Source organism: Pantoea sp. SS70, assembly GCF_029866845.1.
GTDB classification, from domain to species: Bacteria; Pseudomonadota; Gammaproteobacteria; order Enterobacterales; family Enterobacteriaceae; genus Pantoea; species Pantoea leporis.
Genome location: NZ_CP117199.1, coordinates 4,002,432 through 4,020,995, shown reverse-complemented (window position 1 = coordinate 4,020,995; position 18,564 = coordinate 4,002,432). Strand labels below are relative to the sequence as shown.

At 53.1% G+C, this 18,564-nt stretch carries 11 protein-coding genes, 4 tRNA genes, 3 rRNA genes and 1 riboswitch; of the genes, 14 read left to right on the top strand and 4 right to left on the bottom strand.

The window, feature by feature from the left end; genetic code table 11:
- Positions 1–19 precede the first annotated feature (19 nt).
- Both argH and oxyR read left to right on the top strand, forming a co-directional pair.
- The gene (gene argH / locus PO881_RS18600; RefSeq protein ID WP_101760728.1) at positions 20–1,393 is read left to right on the top strand and encodes an argininosuccinate lyase; all 1,374 of its coding nucleotides are present in this window, start codon (positions 20–22) and stop codon (positions 1,391–1,393) included.
- Positions 1,394–1,734: 341 nt separating this feature from the next.
- A complete protein-coding gene (gene oxyR / locus PO881_RS18595) occupies positions 1,735–2,652 on the top strand; it encodes a DNA-binding transcriptional regulator OxyR (RefSeq protein WP_008109652.1) in 918 nt (305 codons plus the stop codon).
- On the opposite strand, the gene sthA is transcribed toward oxyR, so the two are convergent.
- The gene (sthA, locus tag PO881_RS18590) at positions 2,635–4,035 is read right to left on the bottom strand and encodes a Si-specific NAD(P)(+) transhydrogenase (protein WP_101760632.1); all 1,401 of its coding nucleotides are present in this window, start codon (positions 4,033–4,035) and stop codon (positions 2,635–2,637) included. The two genes, oxyR and sthA, sit on opposite strands and share 18 nt — an antisense overlap.
- Positions 4,036–4,229: 194 nt before the next feature.
- Here sthA and fabR point away from each other — a divergent pair, with 194 nt between their 5' ends.
- Positions 4,230–4,874: an HTH-type transcriptional repressor FabR gene (gene fabR, locus PO881_RS18585; protein ID WP_008109648.1), complete on the top strand. Its 645-nt coding sequence runs from the start codon at positions 4,230–4,232 to the stop codon at positions 4,872–4,874.
- An 18-nt stretch (positions 4,875–4,892) separates the two neighbouring features.
- A complete protein-coding gene (locus tag PO881_RS18580; RefSeq protein WP_061720276.1) occupies positions 4,893–5,249 on the top strand; it encodes a YijD family membrane protein in 357 nt (118 codons plus the stop codon).
- 32 nt (positions 5,250–5,281) lie between these two features.
- On the opposite strand, the gene trmA is transcribed toward PO881_RS18580, so the two are convergent.
- Positions 5,282–6,385, bottom strand: coding sequence for a tRNA (uridine(54)-C5)-methyltransferase TrmA (gene trmA, locus PO881_RS18575; protein WP_280172203.1), 1,104 nt, complete (start codon positions 6,383–6,385; stop codon positions 5,282–5,284).
- A gap of 112 nt (positions 6,386–6,497) precedes the next feature.
- A riboswitch (cobalamin riboswitch) is annotated at positions 6,498–6,679 on the top strand.
- Positions 6,680–6,747: 68 nt separating this feature from the next.
- Here trmA and btuB point away from each other — a divergent pair.
- The 9 genes from btuB (at position 6,748) to PO881_RS18530 (ending at position 15,325) form a co-directional block, all read left to right on the top strand.
- Positions 6,748–8,634, top strand: a complete 1,887-nt coding sequence (gene btuB / locus PO881_RS18570) for a TonB-dependent vitamin B12 receptor BtuB (protein ID WP_280172202.1) — start codon at positions 6,748–6,750, stop codon at positions 8,632–8,634.
- Positions 8,579–9,430 (top strand): glutamate racemase, encoded by an 852-nt coding sequence (gene murI / locus PO881_RS18565; RefSeq protein ID WP_008109644.1) that lies wholly within the window; start codon positions 8,579–8,581, stop codon positions 9,428–9,430. Before btuB ends, murI begins: the two co-directional genes overlap by 56 nt.
- 396 nt (positions 9,431–9,826) lie before the next feature.
- A 16S ribosomal RNA gene (locus PO881_RS18560) occupies positions 9,827–11,366 on the top strand.
- A 73-nt stretch (positions 11,367–11,439) separates the two neighbouring features.
- Positions 11,440–11,516: transfer RNA gene (locus PO881_RS18555), tRNA-Ile, on the top strand.
- Between the two features lie 143 nt (positions 11,517–11,659).
- Positions 11,660–11,735: transfer RNA gene (locus PO881_RS18550), tRNA-Ala, on the top strand.
- A 202-nt stretch (positions 11,736–11,937) separates the two neighbouring features.
- Positions 11,938–14,842: ribosomal RNA gene (locus PO881_RS18545) — 23S ribosomal RNA — on the top strand.
- A gap of 104 nt (positions 14,843–14,946) precedes the next feature.
- Positions 14,947–15,062: ribosomal RNA gene (rrf, locus tag PO881_RS18540) — 5S ribosomal RNA — on the top strand.
- The 16S, 23S and 5S rRNA genes sit together here with 4 tRNA genes alongside, the layout of an rRNA operon.
- A gap of 102 nt (positions 15,063–15,164) precedes the next feature.
- A tRNA-Asp gene (locus PO881_RS18535) sits at positions 15,165–15,241 on the top strand.
- Positions 15,242–15,249: 8 nt separating this feature from the next.
- Positions 15,250–15,325, top strand: a tRNA-Trp gene (locus PO881_RS18530).
- A 105-nt stretch (positions 15,326–15,430) separates the two neighbouring features.
- Here PO881_RS18530 and hdfR read toward each other — a convergent pair.
- A complete protein-coding gene (gene hdfR, locus PO881_RS18525) occupies positions 15,431–16,252 on the bottom strand; it encodes an HTH-type transcriptional regulator HdfR (protein WP_280172201.1) in 822 nt (273 codons plus the stop codon).
- Between the two features lie 121 nt (positions 16,253–16,373).
- Between hdfR and PO881_RS18520 the strand changes: the two genes are divergently transcribed.
- Positions 16,374–16,712, top strand: a complete 339-nt coding sequence (locus PO881_RS18520) for a DUF413 domain-containing protein (RefSeq protein WP_008106616.1) — start codon at positions 16,374–16,376, stop codon at positions 16,710–16,712.
- A gap of 30 nt (positions 16,713–16,742) precedes the next feature.
- Here the strand turns inward: PO881_RS18520 and PO881_RS18515 are convergent, their stop codons facing one another.
- A complete protein-coding gene (locus PO881_RS18515) occupies positions 16,743–18,263 on the bottom strand; it encodes a YifB family Mg chelatase-like AAA ATPase (RefSeq protein WP_280172200.1) in 1,521 nt (506 codons plus the stop codon).
- Positions 18,264–18,564 lie beyond the last annotated feature (301 nt).

The following is an 18,564-nucleotide window of genomic DNA, read 5'->3' as shown; positions in this document are numbered from 1 at the left end:
AGATTCAGGAGTAATGCAGATGGCACTTTGGGGCGGACGTTTTTCGCAGGCAGCAGACCAACGGTTCAAACAGTTCAACGACTCGCTGCGTTTTGACTATCGCCTGGCCGAGCAGGACATTACCGGCTCGATTGCCTGGTCAAAAGCGCTGGTGACGGTCAACGTGCTGACCAATGAAGAGCAGCAACAGCTGGAAAGCGCGTTGAATGAACTGCTGGCTGAGGTACGCGCCAATCCTGAGCAGATTCTGCAAAGCGATGCGGAAGATATTCACAGCTGGGTGGAAGGCAAGCTGATCGACAAAGTCGGCGCGCTGGGCAAGAAATTGCACACCGGCCGTAGCCGTAACGATCAGGTCGCGACCGATCTGAAACTGTGGTGCAAAGAGCAGGTTGCCGTGCTGTTGGAGGCGACGCGTGAGCTGCAATCGGCGCTGGTCGCCACGGCACAAGCCAATCAGGACGCGGTGATGCCGGGTTACACGCACCTGCAGCGTGCGCAGCCGGTGACGTTCGCGCATTGGTGCCTGGCGTACGTTGAGATGCTGGCGCGTGACGAGAGCCGTCTGCAGGATGCACTGAAGCGTATGGATGTCAGTCCGCTGGGTTGCGGCGCGCTGGCGGGTACCGCCTACGAGATCGATCGTCAGCAGCTGGCCGGCTGGTTAGGTTTTGCCTCTGCCACGCGTAACAGCCTCGATACCGTTTCCGATCGCGATCACGTGCTGGAGCTGTTGTCAGACGCCTCGATTGGCATGGTGCATCTGTCGCGCTTTGCTGAAGACCTGATCTTCTTCAACACCGGTGAAGCGGGCTTCCTTGAGCTGTCGGATAAAGTCACTTCCGGATCGTCGCTGATGCCGCAGAAGAAAAACCCGGATGCGCTGGAGCTGATCCGTGGTAAATGCGGCCGTGTGCAAGGTGCGCTGACCGGCATGATGATGACGCTGAAAGGCCTGCCGCTGGCGTACAACAAAGATATGCAGGAAGACAAAGAAGGGCTGTTCGATGCGCTGGATACCTGGCTCGATTGCCTGCATATGTCGGTGCTGGTGCTGGACGGCATTCAGGTAAAACGTCCGCGTTGCCAGGAAGCCGCTGAGCAGGGCTACGCCAACTCGACCGAGCTGGCCGATTATCTGGTGGCAAAAGGCGTTCCGTTCCGCGAAGCCCACCACATTGTGGGTGAAACCGTGGTGGAAGCGATCAAGCAAGGCGTGGCGCTGGAAGCGCTCACTCTGGCGCAGTTGAAGCAGTTCAGCGCGGTGATTGAGGATGACGTGTATCCAATTCTATCGCTGCAATCCTGCCTGGATAAGCGTAATGCGCAAGGTGGTGTCGCTCCTCAACAGGTCGCCTTCGCCATCAGCGAAGCGCAGAAGCGCTTGGGTTAAAAGCTATGCGCATTAGATTGCGCCGCTGCGGTATATGCAGGAATGCGTAGCGGCGCGATTTATCGCGCTCTGTTGATATCCAGCAGGCGAGCGACAAGCAAAAAAAAGCGGGCACCTCTTCGGTAGCCCGCCAACCTCTAGCTTCGGAATTACATTTTGTTATAGGCACATCATCAAGGGCAGGCCACTCCCGGCCAGCACAGTGATTGGTTTTAAGCAGTTTGCAGGTTCTGCTCCAGATCATTTGATGCGCGCATTATTCCCGCTCACGCCTTGATAGGGCCAATCGTTCATTGCTATTCTATCTATCGCCACGGGCTATCGTGGTTTGGAGGATTTCAATGAATATTCGTGATCTCGAATACCTGGTTTCACTTGCGGAGCATCGCCATTTCCGGCGTGCAGCTGACGCATGTCATGTCAGCCAACCTACCTTAAGTGGACAGATTCGTAAGCTGGAAGATGAACTTGGCGTAATGCTGCTGGAGCGTACCAGCCGTAAGGTGTTGTTTACTCAGGCTGGACTGTTGCTGGTGGATCAAGCGCGAACCGTGCTGCGCGAAGTGAAAGTGCTGAAGGAGATGGCGAGCCAGCAAGGCGAAGCGATGTCTGGACCGCTGCACATTGGTTTGATTCCAACCACCGGGCCGTATCTGCTGCCGCACATCATTCCGATGCTGCACAAAACCTTCCCCAAACTCGAAATGTACCTTCATGAAGCGCAGACGCAGCAACTGCTGGCACAGCTCGACAGCGGCAAGCTGGATTGCGCCATCGTGGCGTTGGTGAAAGAGAGTGAAGCCTTTATCGAGGTGCCGCTGTTTGATGAGCCAATGACGCTGGCGGTGTATGCCGATCATCCGTGGCGCGATCGCGATCGCGTGCCGATGTCGGATCTGGCCGGTGAGAAATTACTGATGCTGGAAGATGGGCACTGCCTGCGCGATCAGGCGATGGGCTTCTGCTTCGAAGCCGGTGCCGATGAAGATACGCATTTCCGCGCCACCAGTCTGGAAACGCTGCGCAACATGGTTGCCGCCGGTAGCGGCATTACCTTGTTACCTGCGCTGTCCGTGCCGAATGAACGCGAACGTGATGGCGTCTGCTATTTACCGTGCTACAAGCCGGTGCCGCAGCGCACCATCGCGTTGGTCTATCGTCCAGGATCGCCTCTGCGCAGCCGCTATGAGCAGTTGGCAGAAGCAATCAAAACCCACATGAAGGGTTATCTGGATACCTCGTTAAAACAGGCGGTTTAAGCCGTTTAACGCTGCCACGCGATAGGCTTCGGCCATGGTGGGATAGTTGAAGGTGGTATTCACGAAGTACTCAATCGTGTTGCCGCCGTTCTTCTGTTCCATGATGGCCTGGCCGATGTGAATGATCTCCGCAGCACGCTCGCCAAAGCAGTGAATCCCTAAAATCTCTTTGGTTTCGCGGTGGAACAGAATCTTCAGGCTGCCGACGTGCATGCCAACAATCTGCGCACGCGCCAGATGTTTAAACTGCGCACGACCCACTTCATACGGCACTTTCATCGCCGTCAGCTGCTGTTCGGTTTTACCCACTGAGCTGATCTCCGGAATGGTGTAAATCCCGGTTGGAATATCTTCGATCAGGTGCGCGGTAGCTTCACCTTTGATGATCGCCTGCGCGGCAATGCGGCCCTGATCGTAAGCAGCAGAAGCCAGGCTTGGATAACCAATCACGTCGCCAACCGCGTAAATATGCGGCAGCGCAGTTTGATACATGCTGTTCACCTTCAGCAGGCCACGACCATCCGCTTCCAGTCCGACGTTTTCCAGCGCCAGTGAATCGGTGTTACCGGTTCGACCGTTTGCGTACAGCAGGCAATCGGCTTTCACTTTTTTGCCCGATTTAAGGTGAATTATCACCCCGTCATCAACGCCTTCAATCTTCTCAAACTCTTCGTTGTGACGAATCACCACGCCGCTGTTCCAGAAGTGATAGGAGAGGGAATCTGACATCTCCTGATCGAGGAATGCCAGCAGACGGTCGCGGGTGTTGATCAGGTCAACCTTGACGTTCAGGCCGCGGAAAATCGAGGCATATTCACAGCCAATTACGCCGGCACCATAAATGATGACGTGACCAGGTTCATGATGCAGGTTGAGGATGGAGTCGGAATCGTAAACGCGCGGATGGGTGAAATCGACATCCGCGGGATGATACGGGCGAGAACCGCAGGCGATCACGAATTTCGCCGCTGTTAATCGCTCGCGGGTGCCGTCGGGTTGTTCCACTTCGATGGTGTTGGCATCAACAAATCGGGCATCGCCCTGATAAAGTTCACAGCGGTTACGCTCGTAGAAGCCCTGACGCATCGCGGTTTGCTGACTGATCACATTCTCGGTGTGGTTGAGAATGTCGGCGAATGAGGAGCGCAGGAGGCGAGTGTGATCGCTGTAAAGTGGGTTTTGATTGAACTCGATGATACGGCTAACAGCGTGACGCAGGGCTTTGGAAGGGATGGTTCCCCAGTGTGTACAACCGCCGCCGATGTTGTGGTAGCGTTCGATCACTGCAATACGCGCTCCCTGCTTCACCAGCCCCATCGCCGCACCTTCGCCGCCCGGACCGGAGCCAATCACAATGGCATCGTAATCGTAAGACTTTTGCATACCAGTACGTCCTATTTTTTTATCACATTTTTACAACGAGATTCTAACATCTCGCCGCGCACATCTGAATTCTAACAGCGTAAATTGCTGAAGTTTGACAAAGCGTGAGGTTCACAGGCGTTCACAAAGTTTGCACCGCTGTACGCTGAAAAGTTTGTTATAGTGCCTACCAAATCACCTAAAAGGCCGGGAAAATGGGCGTCAGAGCGCTACAAAAAGAACGTACACGACGTTCACTGATTGAAGCTGCCTTCAGTCAGTTAAGTGCAGAAAGGAGTTTTGCCAGCCTGAGTTTGCGCGAAGTTGCACGCGAAGCGGGGATTGCGCCGACCTCATTTTATCGTCACTTCCGCGATGTCGATGAGCTGGGGCTGACCATGGTGGACGAAAGCGGCTTGATGCTGCGCCAGTTAATGCGTCAGGCGCGCCAGCGTATTGCCAAGGGTGGCAGCATTATTAAAACCTCGGTGGCAACTTTTATGGAGTTCATCGGGAACAATCCCAACGCTTTTCGGCTCTTACTACGCGAGCGCTCCGGAACCTCGGCGGCCTTTCGTGCCGCAGTCGCGCGTGAGATTCAGCACTTCATCGCCGAACTGGCCGATTATCTTGAATTAGAAAATCGCATGCCGCGCAGCTTCACCGAAGCGCAGGCCGAAGCCATGGTGACGATTGTGTTTAGCGCGGGTGCCGAAGCGCTGGACGTTGATATTGAGCAGCGCCGTAAGCTTGAGGATCGATTAGTGCTGCAGCTGCGCATGATCGCCAAAGGCGCTTATTACTGGTATCGCCGGGAGCAAGAGCGTCTGGCGGTTACCCTGGAAAAACCCGAAGAGTAATGTGATAAGGATAATGAAATGATTGAGCAAAACCCACGCGATAAAGGAACGCTTTTATTGGCTTTTATCACCGGTTTAGCGATCAACGGCTCCTTTTCGGTGCTGTTCAGCACGTTTGTTCCCTTTTCGATATTCCCGCTGATTGCGCTTGGCCTCGCGGCCTGGTGTTTGCATCAGCGTTATCTCAACCGCAATATGCCAGACGGCATGCCTTCACTGGCGGCGGCGTTCTTCCTGCTGGGTATTTTGGTTTATAGCGCGCTGGTGCGGGCTGAATATCCGGATATCGGCTCTAACTTCATCCCGACCATTCTGATGGTGGCGCTGGTGTTCTGGATTGGTATGCGTTTTCGCCGCGCGAAGAGCAAGCAGTGAAAAAACGGGAACCTTGGGGTTCCCGTTGTTGTTTAGGCCTTGCGCGTCAGCAGCACGCCGCATTCCATATGATGGGTATACGGGAACTGATCGAACAGCGCCAGACGCGTGACGTCATGCGTTTCTCCCAGCACCGCGAGGTTGTCGCACAGCGTTTGCGGGTTGCAGGAGATATAAAGGATGCGCGGATAGGCCTGCACCATCTTCACTGTTTCCTCATCCAGCCCGCTGCGTGGCGGATCAACGAAAATGGTTTCACACTGATAACTCTTCAGGTCGATGCCTTCTAAACGATTGAAGCTGCGAACGCCCGTCATCGCCTGGGTAAACTCTTCAGCGGCCATACGAATAATCTGCACGTTATCAATATGGTTAGCGGCAATATTGTATTGCGCGGACGCGACCGACGGCTTGGCAATTTCCGTGGCCAACACGCTGCGGAAGTTACGCGCCAGCGCCAGCGAGAAGTTGCCGTTACCGCAATAGAGTTCCAGCAGATCGCCACGCGAATCCTGCGTGACGTCCAGCGCCCACTCCAGCATCTGAATATTCATCGCCGCGTTTGGCTGGGTGAAGCTGTTCTCCACCTGACGATAAATCATCTCTTTCCCCGCGACCGGCAGGCGCTCATCCACGTAATCGCGATCGAGGCAGATTTTGGTTTTGGTGGCGCGGCCAATCAGCTGCACGTCAAAGCCTTCGCCACGCAGGCTGTCGCGTAGGGCGCTGGCGGCGGCGGTCCACTCTTCTTCCAGCTTGCGGTGATAGAGCAGCGAGATGACGATTTGGTTGCTCATCGTCGACAGGTAATCGATCTGGAACAGTTTGAAACGCAGCGCGCGGTTGTCGCGGATTGCCGCGATCAGTTTTGGCATCAGCTGGTTGATCAATTCACTGGCCGCCGGGAATTGATCGACGCGGATACGTTGCTTGGTCTGTTGATCAAAGATGATGTGGTAGAGATCGTCTCCGTCGTGCCAGATGCGGAATTCGGCACGCATCCGATAGTGGCTGACCGGCGAACGGAACACCTCCACGTCGGGCGCGGCAAAGGGCATCATCATCGCCTGTAAGCGGCTGACTTTTTCCGCCAGTTGCGCGTCGTATTGTTCAATCGGGAGCTGTTCGGGTGTCATCTTTAATCCTGGTAATAAGCTGACTTGCCGGGCGATTGTAGGCATTCAACTGCTGATGTCCAGCCCTGCGGAAAACAAGATGGCTGGAAGTCTGGATTTCCGGCCTTCCTGGCCGTAGACTGCGCCTGCCGGCCTCCTTGAGTTAAAAGGGAATCCAGTGCGAATCTGGAGCTGACGCGCAGCGGTAAAGAATGTCGTGGTGATGGCAATTACAAACACTGTCCTGCCGGATGGGAAGTTTTTCACCATTTATGATTCTCAGCCCGAAGACCTGCCGGTGTGACGTCGCAATACATACGACCATCGCGAGCTATTGGTCGTAGTCGTGCGGCATCCTGCTTCGTCTTTTGGATGCTATAACAATGAAAAAAACACATGCTTCGCTGTTTGCCTTCAGTGCAACGGCGTTGTCTCTCTGGGCGCAATTTGGCTACGCTCAGCAGAATGATGATACGCAAATCGTTACCGCTAACCGCTTCGCGCAGCCGGTCTCGTCGGTGCTGGCTTCGACTTCTGTCGTCACCCGTGACGAGATCGATCAGTGGCAATCCAAGAACCTGCTGGAAGTGTTGCGTCGCTTGCCGGGCGTGGATATCGCGCAAAGCGGCGGCATTGGGCAAAGCGCTTCTATGTATGTGCGGGGTTCGGAAGCGCGTCATACGCTGATTCTGGTTGACGGTGTGCCGTTCTCTAAGCCTGGCATTACCGGCATTGCTGACTTCAACCAGATTCCTGTTTCTATTATCCAGCGCGTTGAGTTCATTCGTGGCCCGCGGTCTGCCGTTTACGGCGCAGATGCGATTGGCGGCGTGGTGAATGTCATCACGCAAAACCCGAATAATCAAAACTCGCTGACGGCTGGCTTTGGTTCAAAGGGCTATCAGGAATACAGCGGCGGCATCAATCAAAATGTCACGGACCAGACGCGCGTAACGGTGGCGGGCTCTTATCAGGCCACCAACGGCTACAACGTTCAGCCGGGCTCAACGTCTCCGACCGATCGCGATCGTGATGGCTGGCGCAATAAGGCGTTCTGGGCTGGCGTTGACCACAAGTTTAACGATGCATTTTCTGGCTTCTTCCGGGGTTACGGCTACGCCGCGAACTCAGATTACGATGCGGGTTATGTCGGTGGTCAGGATGAGCAACAGATCTATAATCACTCGTTTGATACCGGTCTGCGCTTTAATAAAGAGGAATACTCCTCGCAGCTGACCGCCAGTTATCAAAAGTACAAAATCTATAACTACGTTGGGTCTGACGGCCGCTATGCAGATTCCAATAGTCTGGATGACATGGAGCAGCGCAACCTGCAATGGGGCAACACCTTTGCGGTGGGGCATGGCATGGTCAGCGCCGGTCTGGATTGGCAGCAGCAGAAACTGAGTTCGATTGGACAACTCTATTCTGGCGCACCGCGTGATGAAGATGGTTACAAGCAAGACAACACCGGTGCTTACCTGACGGCTCAGCAGCAGTTTGGCAATGTTACACTTGAAGGTTCGGCGCGTGGCGATGATAACCAGGACTTTGGCCGTCATGGCACCTGGCAAACGGCTGCGGGTTGGGAGTTTGTGCCGGGTTACAAGGCATCACTCTCTTACGGCACGGGTTTCCAGGCGCCGACGTTAGGCCAGCTATATGGTCTGAAGCGTTTTGGTATCAGCTCTAATCCCGATCTCAATCCTGAGAAATCAAAACAGTGGGAAGCCGCGCTGGAAGGTTTAACCGGTCCGGTTAATTGGCGTGTTGCTGCGTATCACAATAAAGTCAGCAATCTCATTACCTATGCTTCTGATCCTGTGACTTTTGAGGGCGGCTATTACAATGAAAAAGCCGTTACGCTAAAAGGTATTGAAGCCACCGCTGATTTTGATACCCGCTTCCTTCATCACCAGATCACCTTGGGTTATCTGGATGCGCGTCGTAATTCAGATGGTGAAACGCTGGCGCGTCGTGCGCGTGAGCAGGCCAAATATCAGCTGGGTATGACGGTGTATGACTTTGATATTGATGTCATCTACCAGTACTTCGGTAAGCGCTACGATAACAACACCAGCGAATATGCCAGCGAGCAGCGTCGTTTATCGAGTTACAGCACGGTAGATCTCGCGGTCTCGTATCCGGTCACATCACAGCTCACCGTTCGTGGTAGAATTGCCAACCTGTTCGATAAAGATTATGAGACAGCGTATGGCTATCCAACTCCAGGAACGGAGTATTACCTCAGCGCCAGCTACAGCTTCTGATCTGCGTCCCACCGTGCTGGTGTTTGACTCCGGCGTGGGTGGGCTCTCCGTTTATGATGAGGTCCGGCATTTACTGCCGGATCTCCACTATCTCTACGCCTTTGATAATGAAGGTTTCCCGTACGGCGAAAAATCCGAAGACTTTATTGTCGAGCGTGTGGTGGCGGTGGTGACGGCTATCACTCAGCGTTTCCCGCTTGCGTTGGTGATCATTGCTTGTAACTCGGCCAGCACCATCTCTTTGCCGGCGCTGCGTGAACGTTTCGAATTCCCGGTTGTGGGTGTGGTGCCTGCGATAAAACCTGCTGCGCGTCTGACGCGTAACGGCGTAGTGGGATTGCTGGCCACGCGCGGCACGGTGAAACGTCCTTATACCCATGAGTTAGTGGCGCAATTTGCCCGCGACTGCAAAATCGAAATGCTCGGCTCTGCTGAGCTGGTGGAGCTGGCGGAAGCCAAGCTGCATGGCGAAGATGTTGAGCTCGCTGATGTACGCCGTGCTGTGCAACCCTGGCTAAGGATGAAAGAGCCACCTGATACCGTGGTTCTCGGATGCACCCATTTCCCTTTACTGCGTGATGAGCTGCAACTGGTGCTGCCGGAAGGGACAAGGTTGGTGGATTCAGGCGCTGCTATTGCGCGTCGTACCGTTTGGTTATTAGAGCATGAAGCACCGCAGGCGGTTTCATCCGGTCAGAATTTAGCGTTCTGTACGCGTATGGATGATGAAGTGACGAAATTGTCACCGATTTTGCAGCGTTATGGCTTCCCGTTGCTGGAAAAATTAGCAGTTTAGTGGTGTTTCGCCGAAAAAATCAGCACTCGGAAATTAATTTGAAATTAGCGCTTGTCAGCTCCGAAGAAATCCCTATACTGCGCCTCCACTGACACGGAACAATGGCTTACGAAGCGAAGTGTTCAGGAGGTGGTCTTCAAGGCAACCTTCAGAAAAGCAAAAATAAATGCTTGACTGAGAATGCGGAAAGCGTAATATACGCATCCCGCGCCGCTAGAGAAATCGCGGCATGCTCTTTAACAATTTATCAGACAATCTGTGTGGGCACTCGCAGGATTGATATCCGCGTCTCCGGACGCAAAAAAATATCAAAGCCTCACGAGTGAACACATAATGAAATTCATTATGACGTTTTACAGATGAGCACCGCTGAACTGGTTTCAGCAAATCAAACTTAAATTGAAGAGTTTGATCATGGCTCAGATTGAACGCTGGCGGCAGGCCTAACACATGCAAGTCGAACGGTAGCACAGAGAGCTTGCTCTCGGGTGACGAGTGGCGGACGGGTGAGTAACGTCTGGGAAACTGCCCGATGGAGGGGGATAACTACTGGAAACGGTAGCTAATACCGCATAACGTCGCAAGACCAAAGTGGGGGACCTTCGGGCCTCACACCATCGGATGTGCCCAGATGGGATTAGCTAGTAGGTGGGGTAATGGCTCACCTAGGCGACGATCCCTAGCTGGTCTGAGAGGATGACCAGCCACACTGGAACTGAGACACGGTCCAGACTCCTACGGGAGGCAGCAGTGGGGAATATTGCACAATGGGCGCAAGCCTGATGCAGCCATGCCGCGTGTATGAAGAAGGCCTTCGGGTTGTAAAGTACTTTCAGCGGGGAGGAAGGCGGTGAAGTTAATAGCTTCACCGATTGACGTTACCCGCAGAAGAAGCACCGGCTAACTCCGTGCCAGCAGCCGCGGTAATACGGAGGGTGCAAGCGTTAATCGGAATTACTGGGCGTAAAGCGCACGCAGGCGGTCTGTCAAGTCGGATGTGAAATCCCCGGGCTTAACCTGGGAACTGCATTCGAAACTGGCAGGCTGGAGTCTTGTAGAGGGGGGTAGAATTCCAGGTGTAGCGGTGAAATGCGTAGAGATCTGGAGGAATACCGGTGGCGAAGGCGGCCCCCTGGACAAAGACTGACGCTCAGGTGCGAAAGCGTGGGGAGCAAACAGGATTAGATACCCTGGTAGTCCACGCCGTAAACGATGTCGACTTGGAGGTTGTTCCCTTGAGGAGTGGCTTCCGGAGCTAACGCGTTAAGTCGACCGCCTGGGGAGTACGGCCGCAAGGTTAAAACTCAAATGAATTGACGGGGGCCCGCACAAGCGGTGGAGCATGTGGTTTAATTCGATGCAACGCGAAGAACCTTACCTACTCTTGACATCCAGAGAACTTAGCAGAGATGCTTTGGTGCCTTCGGGAACTCTGAGACAGGTGCTGCATGGCTGTCGTCAGCTCGTGTTGTGAAATGTTGGGTTAAGTCCCGCAACGAGCGCAACCCTTATCCTTTGTTGCCAGCGGTTCGGCCGGGAACTCAAAGGAGACTGCCAGTGATAAACTGGAGGAAGGTGGGGATGACGTCAAGTCATCATGGCCCTTACGAGTAGGGCTACACACGTGCTACAATGGCGCATACAAAGAGAAGCGACCTCGCGAGAGCAAGCGGACCTCATAAAGTGCGTCGTAGTCCGGATCGGAGTCTGCAACTCGACTCCGTGAAGTCGGAATCGCTAGTAATCGTAGATCAGAATGCTACGGTGAATACGTTCCCGGGCCTTGTACACACCGCCCGTCACACCATGGGAGTGGGTTGCAAAAGAAGTAGGTAGCTTAACCTTCGGGAGGGCGCTTACCACTTTGTGATTCATGACTGGGGTGAAGTCGTAACAAGGTAACCGTAGGGGAACCTGCGGTTGGATCACCTCCTTACCTGAAGATACCTTCCCGCGAAGTGCTCACACAGATTGTCTGATAGAAAGTAACGAGCAGAAAAAACCTCTACAGGCTTGTAGCTCAGGTGGTTAGAGCGCACCCCTGATAAGGGTGAGGTCGGTGGTTCAAGTCCACTCAGGCCTACCAAATTTCTTCTCATGCTGCGTTAAAGCGCCGCTCGTATAGTGAACTATACGTCGCGCCACTTTGCCTTGCCTGAAAAGAAATTACCGTTTGTCAAAAACGGAACTCCTGGTGAGTGGTAGTAGTGGTCTCTGCAGTAACTGTATGGGGCTATAGCTCAGCTGGGAGAGCGCCTGCCTTGCACGCAGGAGGTCAGCGGTTCGATCCCGCTTAGCTCCACCATTACAGTGACTCAAAACAATACTTCAGAGCAAACCGGAAACGGTGTGCTGCGAAGTATTATGCTCTTTAACAATCCGGAACAAGCTGAAAATTGAAACGACGTATCGTCTTCATTCTCCGTAATAAGAATGAAGCGGCGATATGTTCGAGTCTCTCAAATGCTTGCAGTCTGCGCGCGTTGCAAAACGCCTGTGGGTTGTGAGGTTAAGCGACTAAGCGTACACGGTGGATGCCCTGGCAGTCAGAGGCGATGAAGGACGTGCTAATCTGCGTAAAGCGTCGGTAAGGTGATATGAACCGCTACAGCCGACGATGTCCGAATGGGGAAACCCGGTGCACCCAGTGCATCATCGCAACATGAATACATAGTGTTGCGAGGCGAACCCGGGGAACTGAAACATCTAAGTACCCGGAGGAAAAGAAATCAACCGAGATTCCCCCAGTAGCGGCGAGCGAACGGGGAACAGCCCAGAACCTGAATCAGTTTGTGCGTTAGTGGAAGCGTCTGGAAAGTCGCACGATACCGGGTGATAGTCCCGTACACGAAAGTGCACATTCTGTGAGTTCGAAGAGTAGGGCGGGACACGTGGTATCCTGTCTGAATATGGGGGGACCATCCTCCAAGGCTAAATACTCCTGACTGACCGATAGTGAACCAGTACCGTGAGGGAAAGGCGAAAAGAACCCCGGCGAGGGGAGTGAAACAGAACCTGAAACCGTGTACGTACAAGCAGTGGGAGCCTCTTTAATGGGGTGACTGCGTACCTTTTGTATAATGGGTCAGCGACTTATATTCTGTAGCAAGGTTAACCGTATAGGGGAGCCGCAGGGAAACCGAGTCTTAACTGGGCGTTAAGTTGCAGGGTATAGACCCGAAACCCGGTGATCTAGCCATGGGCAGGTTGAAGGTTGGGTAACACTAACTGGAGGACCGAACCGACTAATGTTGAAAAATTAGCGGATGACTTGTGGCTGGGGGTGAAAGGCCAATCAAACCGGGAGATAGCTGGTTCTCCCCGAAAGCTATTTAGGTAGCGCCTCGTGAACTCATCTCCGGGGGTAGAGCACTGTTTCGGCTAGGGGGCCATCCCGGCTTACCAACCCGATGCAAACTGCGAATACCGGAGAATGTTATCACGGGAGACACACGGCGGGTGCTAACGTCCGTCGTGAAGAGGGAAACAACCCAGACCGCCAGCTAAGGTCCCAAAGTCATGGTTAAGTGGGAAACGATGTGGGAAGGCACAGACAGCCAGGATGTTGGCTTAGAAGCAGCCATCATTTAAAGAAAGCGTAATAGCTCACTGGTCGAGTCGGCCTGCGCGGAAGATGTAACGGGGCTAAACCATGCACCGAAGCTGCGGCAGCGACACTATGTGTTGTTGGGTAGGGGAGCGTTCTGTAAGCCGTTGAAGGTGTGCTGTGAGGCATGCTGGAGGTATCAGAAGTGCGAATGCTGACATAAGTAACGATAAAGCGGGTGAAAAGCCCGCTCGCCGGAAGACCAAGGGTTCCTGTTCAACGTTAATCGGAGCAGGGTGAGTCGACCCCTAAGGCGAGGCTGAAAAGCGTAGTCGATGGGAAGCAGGTTAATATTCCTGCACTTGGTGTTACTGCGAAGGGGGGACGGAGAAGGCTAGGTTATCCGGGCGACGGTTGTCCCGGTTTAAGCGTGTAGGCTGATACCTTTGGTAAATCCGGGGTATCTTAAGGCTGAGGCGTGACGACGAGCCACCACGGTGGTGAAGTAACTGATGCCCTGCTTCCAGGAAAAGCCTCTAAGCTCCAGGTAACACGAAATCGTACCCCAAACCGACACAGGTGGTCAGGTAGAGAATACCAAGGCGCTTGAGAGAACTCGGGTGAAGGAACTAGGCAAAATGGTGCCGTAACTTCGGGAGAAGGCACGCTGTCATCAGGTGAAGTCCCTCGCGGATGGAGCTGAAGGCAGTCGAAGATACCAGCTGGCTGCAACTGTTTATTAAAAACACAGCACTGTGCAAACACGAAAGTGGACGTATACGGTGTGACGCCTGCCCGGTGCCGGAAGGTTAATTGATGGGGTTATCCGCAAGGAGAAGCTCTTGATCGAAGCCCCGGTAAACGGCGGCCGTAACTATAACGGTCCTAAGGTAGCGAAATTCCTTGTCGGGTAAGTTCCGACCTGCACGAATGGCGTAATGATGGCCAGGCTGTCTCCACCCGAGACTCAGTGAAATTGAAATCGCTGTGAAGATGCAGTGTACCCGCGGCAAGACGGAAAGACCCCGTGAACCTTTACTATAGCTTGACACTGAACATTGAGCCTTGATGTGTAGGATAGGTGGGAGGCTTTGAAGCGTGGACGCCAGTCTGCGTGGAGCCAACCTTGAAATACCACCCTTTAATGTTTGATGTTCTAACGTAGGCCCGTAATCCGGGCTGCGGACAGTGTCTGGTGGGTAGTTTGACTGGGGCGGTCTCCTCCCAAAGAGTAACGGAGGAGCACGAAGGTTGGCTAATCCTGGTCGGACATCAGGAGGTTAGTGCAATGGCATAAGCCAGCTTGACTGCGAGAGTGACGGCTCGAGCAGGTGCGAAAGCAGGTCATAGTGATCCGGTGGTTCTGAATGGAAGGGCCATCGCTCAACGGATAAAAGGTACTCCGGGGATAACAGGCTGATACCGCCCAAGAGTTCATATCGACGGCGGTGTTTGGCACCTCGATGTCGGCTCATCACATCCTGGGGCTGAAGTAGGTCCCAAGGGTACGGCTGTTCGCCGTTTAAAGTGGTACGCGAGCTGGGTTTAGAACGTCGTGAGACAGTTCGGTCCCTATCTGCCGTGGGCGCTGGAGAATTGAGGGGGGTTGCTCCTAGTACGAGAGGACCGGAGTGAACGCACCACTGGTGTTCGGGTTGTCATGCCAATGGCACTGCCCGGTAGCTAAGTGCGGAAAAGATAAGTGCTGAAAGCATCTAAGCACGAAACTTGCCCCGAGATGAGTTCTCCCTGACCCCTTGAGGGTCCTGAAGGGACGTTGAAGACTACGACGTTGATAGGCCGGATGTGTAAGCGCAGCGATGCGTTGAGCTAACCGGTACTAATGACCCGTGAGGCTTAACCTTACAACGCCAGAGGCGTTTTGGTCTGAGAGACCGGATTTTCAGCTTGTTTACGGATTAAAGAATCAGCGGAGGCGAATGTTATTCGTTTTTGCACAAAGAATTTGCCTGGCGGCTTTAGCGCGGTGGTCCCACCTGACCCCATGCCGAACTCAGAAGTGAAACGCCGTAGCGCCGATGGTAGTGTGGGGCCTCCCCATGCGAGAGTAGGGAACTGCCAGGCATCAATTTAAGACCCGTTACCGGGTCGTGACCTTCCCTGTGACGCGGGAAGGGCGAAACACCTGAAATCAGAACGATTGTCTGATATCAGTACAGAATCGGTGGAGCGGTAGTTCAGTTGGTTAGAATACCTGCCTGTCACGCAGGGGGTCGCGGGTTCGAGCCCCGTCCGTTCCGCCACCCTAATTAGGGGCGTAGTTCAATTGGTAGAGCACCGGTCTCCAAAACCGGGTGTTGGGGGTTCGAGTCCCTCCGCCCCTGCCAGAAAATAATCCTTTGCTTCGGCAAAGGATTTTTTTTGTCCAAAATTCGGCAGTGAAATGAGTTTGAGTTTCACTGTGATCCACTCAAACTCCCTCATTTATTATCTTATTGTGTCAAAACCGGATATTTAAGCAGCTGACGAATGTGACTTTGCTGATCGCTATTCTGCAGCCACACCGCATATAACGGTCGCACGGCGACGGGTGTATCTGGAATAACCATCAAATCACTATAAATGCTGTGCCAAAAATCAGGTAAAAAGGCACAAGCACCGGTGGTATGCAGTAATTCGCGTGTTAAATGTGCGGATGTGGTGGTTAATACGGGAACATCATCACTGGACAGATAACTTTCATGCTGATGAAAATCTGCGCCCCATTCCAGCTTGATATAGTCATATTTTTCACGCTTCTCGGTTTTACGCGCCCGGAATAATGCGAGCGAAATATGCCCTATTTGCTGGCTGGTTAACTCATCCATTTTTGGCGCTTCAGTTGTGATCAACAGGTCCAACTGACGTTCATGCAATTGCTTAACCAGTAAATGTCGCTGGGCGATACGTGCCTCGAGATGAAGGCTTTCGCGATTCTCATAAAGTGTTTGCAACCAGGGAGTTAAATACGCTTCCCAAAGGGATGCGCTACCTCCTATTGAAAGCTCATGATGCTGTTGTGTATGCGAAACTTCCTTTTTGGCCATCAGCCAGGTGCTCATCAGGCTTTCGGCATAGGGTAATAAACGCTCGCCTGCTGAAGTCAGCCGGATGTTATTACGGTGACGAGTAAAAAGGTTTACGCCCAGCTGATTTTCCAGCTGACGAATGCGAAAACTAACGGCAGATTGCGTGAGGTAAAGCGCTTCAGCAGCACGCCCGAAATGGCGTGTTCTGCTCACTTCGAGGAAAGTTTTCAGTAATTCCGTATCCACTGCATTCTCCCAAAAATTGTTTGTCGTACTGATTTAAATGTTTTGTTTTACACTCTGTCAAGCCTATCTAATACTCCGCGCCATAAATAGCACGGCCATATGAGAGTCAGGAGCGTGTAAAATGGCGGATAGCTTCGCAACAACGAATCGTTTCTTTGATAACAAACATTACCCACGTGGTTTTTCGCGTCATGGTGATTTCACCATTAAAGAAGCTCAGCTTCTGGAGCGCCACGGTTACGCCTTTAATGAACTGGATCTCGCTAAGCGTGAACCCATTACAGAAGAAGAGCGTTCATTTTTAGAAGTATGTCGTGGTCTTCGTGAGCCACAAACGGAAGCTGAACGTGTATGGTCGAAATACACCGCACGTATCAAGCGACCTAAGCGTTTCCATACGCTATCTGGCGGCAAGCCGCAGATGGATACGGTGGAAGATTTTAGCGATAGCGATGATTAAGAATAGCGGGGCTTATATAAGCCCCGTTTTTTATTCCAGAGTCTTGTGCAGATAGATCATTAAGCGGTCGATGCTGCGATATCCCACCGCTTCCTGCAAATGACTACGAGTAATCTGCTCTTCACCTGCTAAATCAGCGATTGTCCTGGCCACCTTTAAAATCCGCTGCCAGGCGCGTACTGAAAGCCCCAACGAATTCAACACTTCTTCCAGCCATTCAGCATCCTGTTGCTTCAATGGACACCAGCGTAAAATCTCTGGGTTAGAGAGATGAGCATTCACTTTTCCGCTGCGTGCTGTTTGAATCTTTCGTGCGGCGAGGACGCGAGTTAAAACTTCAGCGCTGCTTTCGCTGACTTGTTGTTTCTTACTTAGCGATCCACTGGGCAGAAGTGGGACCTCTAACGATAAATCAAAGCGATCGAGAAAAGGTCCTGATAACCGATTGAGATAGCGCAACACCTGCTGAGGTGATGAGCGATTATGGTTGCCCTGATAATGCCCGGTCGGGCTGGGATTCATCGCGCCGATCAATTGAAAGCGCGCGGGATACGTCACTTTAGCGCGCGTGCGTGAAATGGCGATTTCCCCGGATTCAATCGGTTCGCGCAAAGCATCAAGCGTTCTGCGCTCGAATTCTGGCAGCTCATCGAGGAATAACACGCCATTGTGTGCCAAGGAGATTTCTCCCGGCCGCGGCAAGGAGCCGCCCCCAACCAGCGCATAGAGTGATGAACTGTGATGAGGCGCTCTGAACGGCCGTTTGCGCCACTGATGATGGAGATTGCCACTGCTTACCAGACTGGCGATAGCGGCGCACTCCAGCGCTTCCTGGTCGTCTAACGGTGGCATGATACCGGGCAGACGCGTCGCTAACATGGTTTTGCCGGTGCCAGGCGGCCCAATCAGTAATAGGTTATGCCCGCCAGCTGCGGTGATCTCCAGTGCACGTCGGCCCTGATCCTGGCCAATGATATCGCTGAGGTCCTGCTTTTCCTGTTCAAGCGTTTCGGGCTGATAATGCGCGACAGTGAGAGTGGTTTTGTTATGGAGAAACGCACAGATTTCTACCAGATGTTTGCCAAACAGCGTCTCGCCTTGTTGAATCAACCCTACATCCTGTTGATTCTGTTCAGCTAACACCATTTGTCTGCCTGCTTGCAGTGCCGCCATCGCAGCTGGAATAGCGGCCTGAACGCCACAGAGCGCGCCGTTAAGTGCTAACTCCCCCAGGAATTCAAATTGCCCCAGTTTTGCGTCTGGCAGCTGCTCAGAGGCCGCCAGAATGGCGATAGCGATGGGGAGGTCATAGCGTCCGCCCTCTTTTGGCAGATCGGCAGGCGCCAGATTGATGGTGACGCGTTTCGCCGGGAAGGTGAACCCGCTATTAATAATCGCGCTTCGCACCCGTTCCCGCGCTTCTTTTACCGTGGTTTCAGGCAGTCCAACCAGCGTCAGGGCCGGCAAGCCGTTGCTGATGTGCACTTCCACCGTCACCAGCGGAGCCTGAACACCCAGCGCAGCTCGTGTTAATACCTTCGATAAAGACATAACCGCTCCTTGTTGTCCTTATCATCAAAGCAGCCAGACAGATGAACAATGGCTTACTGCTCAACTTCAGAGCCAGATTCCTTACATTCCCTGATAATTGCCGCTCTTTCACTGAAAATCAGAGCTTGATCGTAAACTCCAAATGAAGATTACGACGCGGGCGTTATGAATTTTTATCACAAATGTAAATAACCTTTTATTTACAATGTGATAACGGCGGGCCGCCAGCGGCATCATAAAATTTTCCAATGAAAATTATTGTCAACGACACGCTAACTATGGTAACTCTGTAGGTATTACT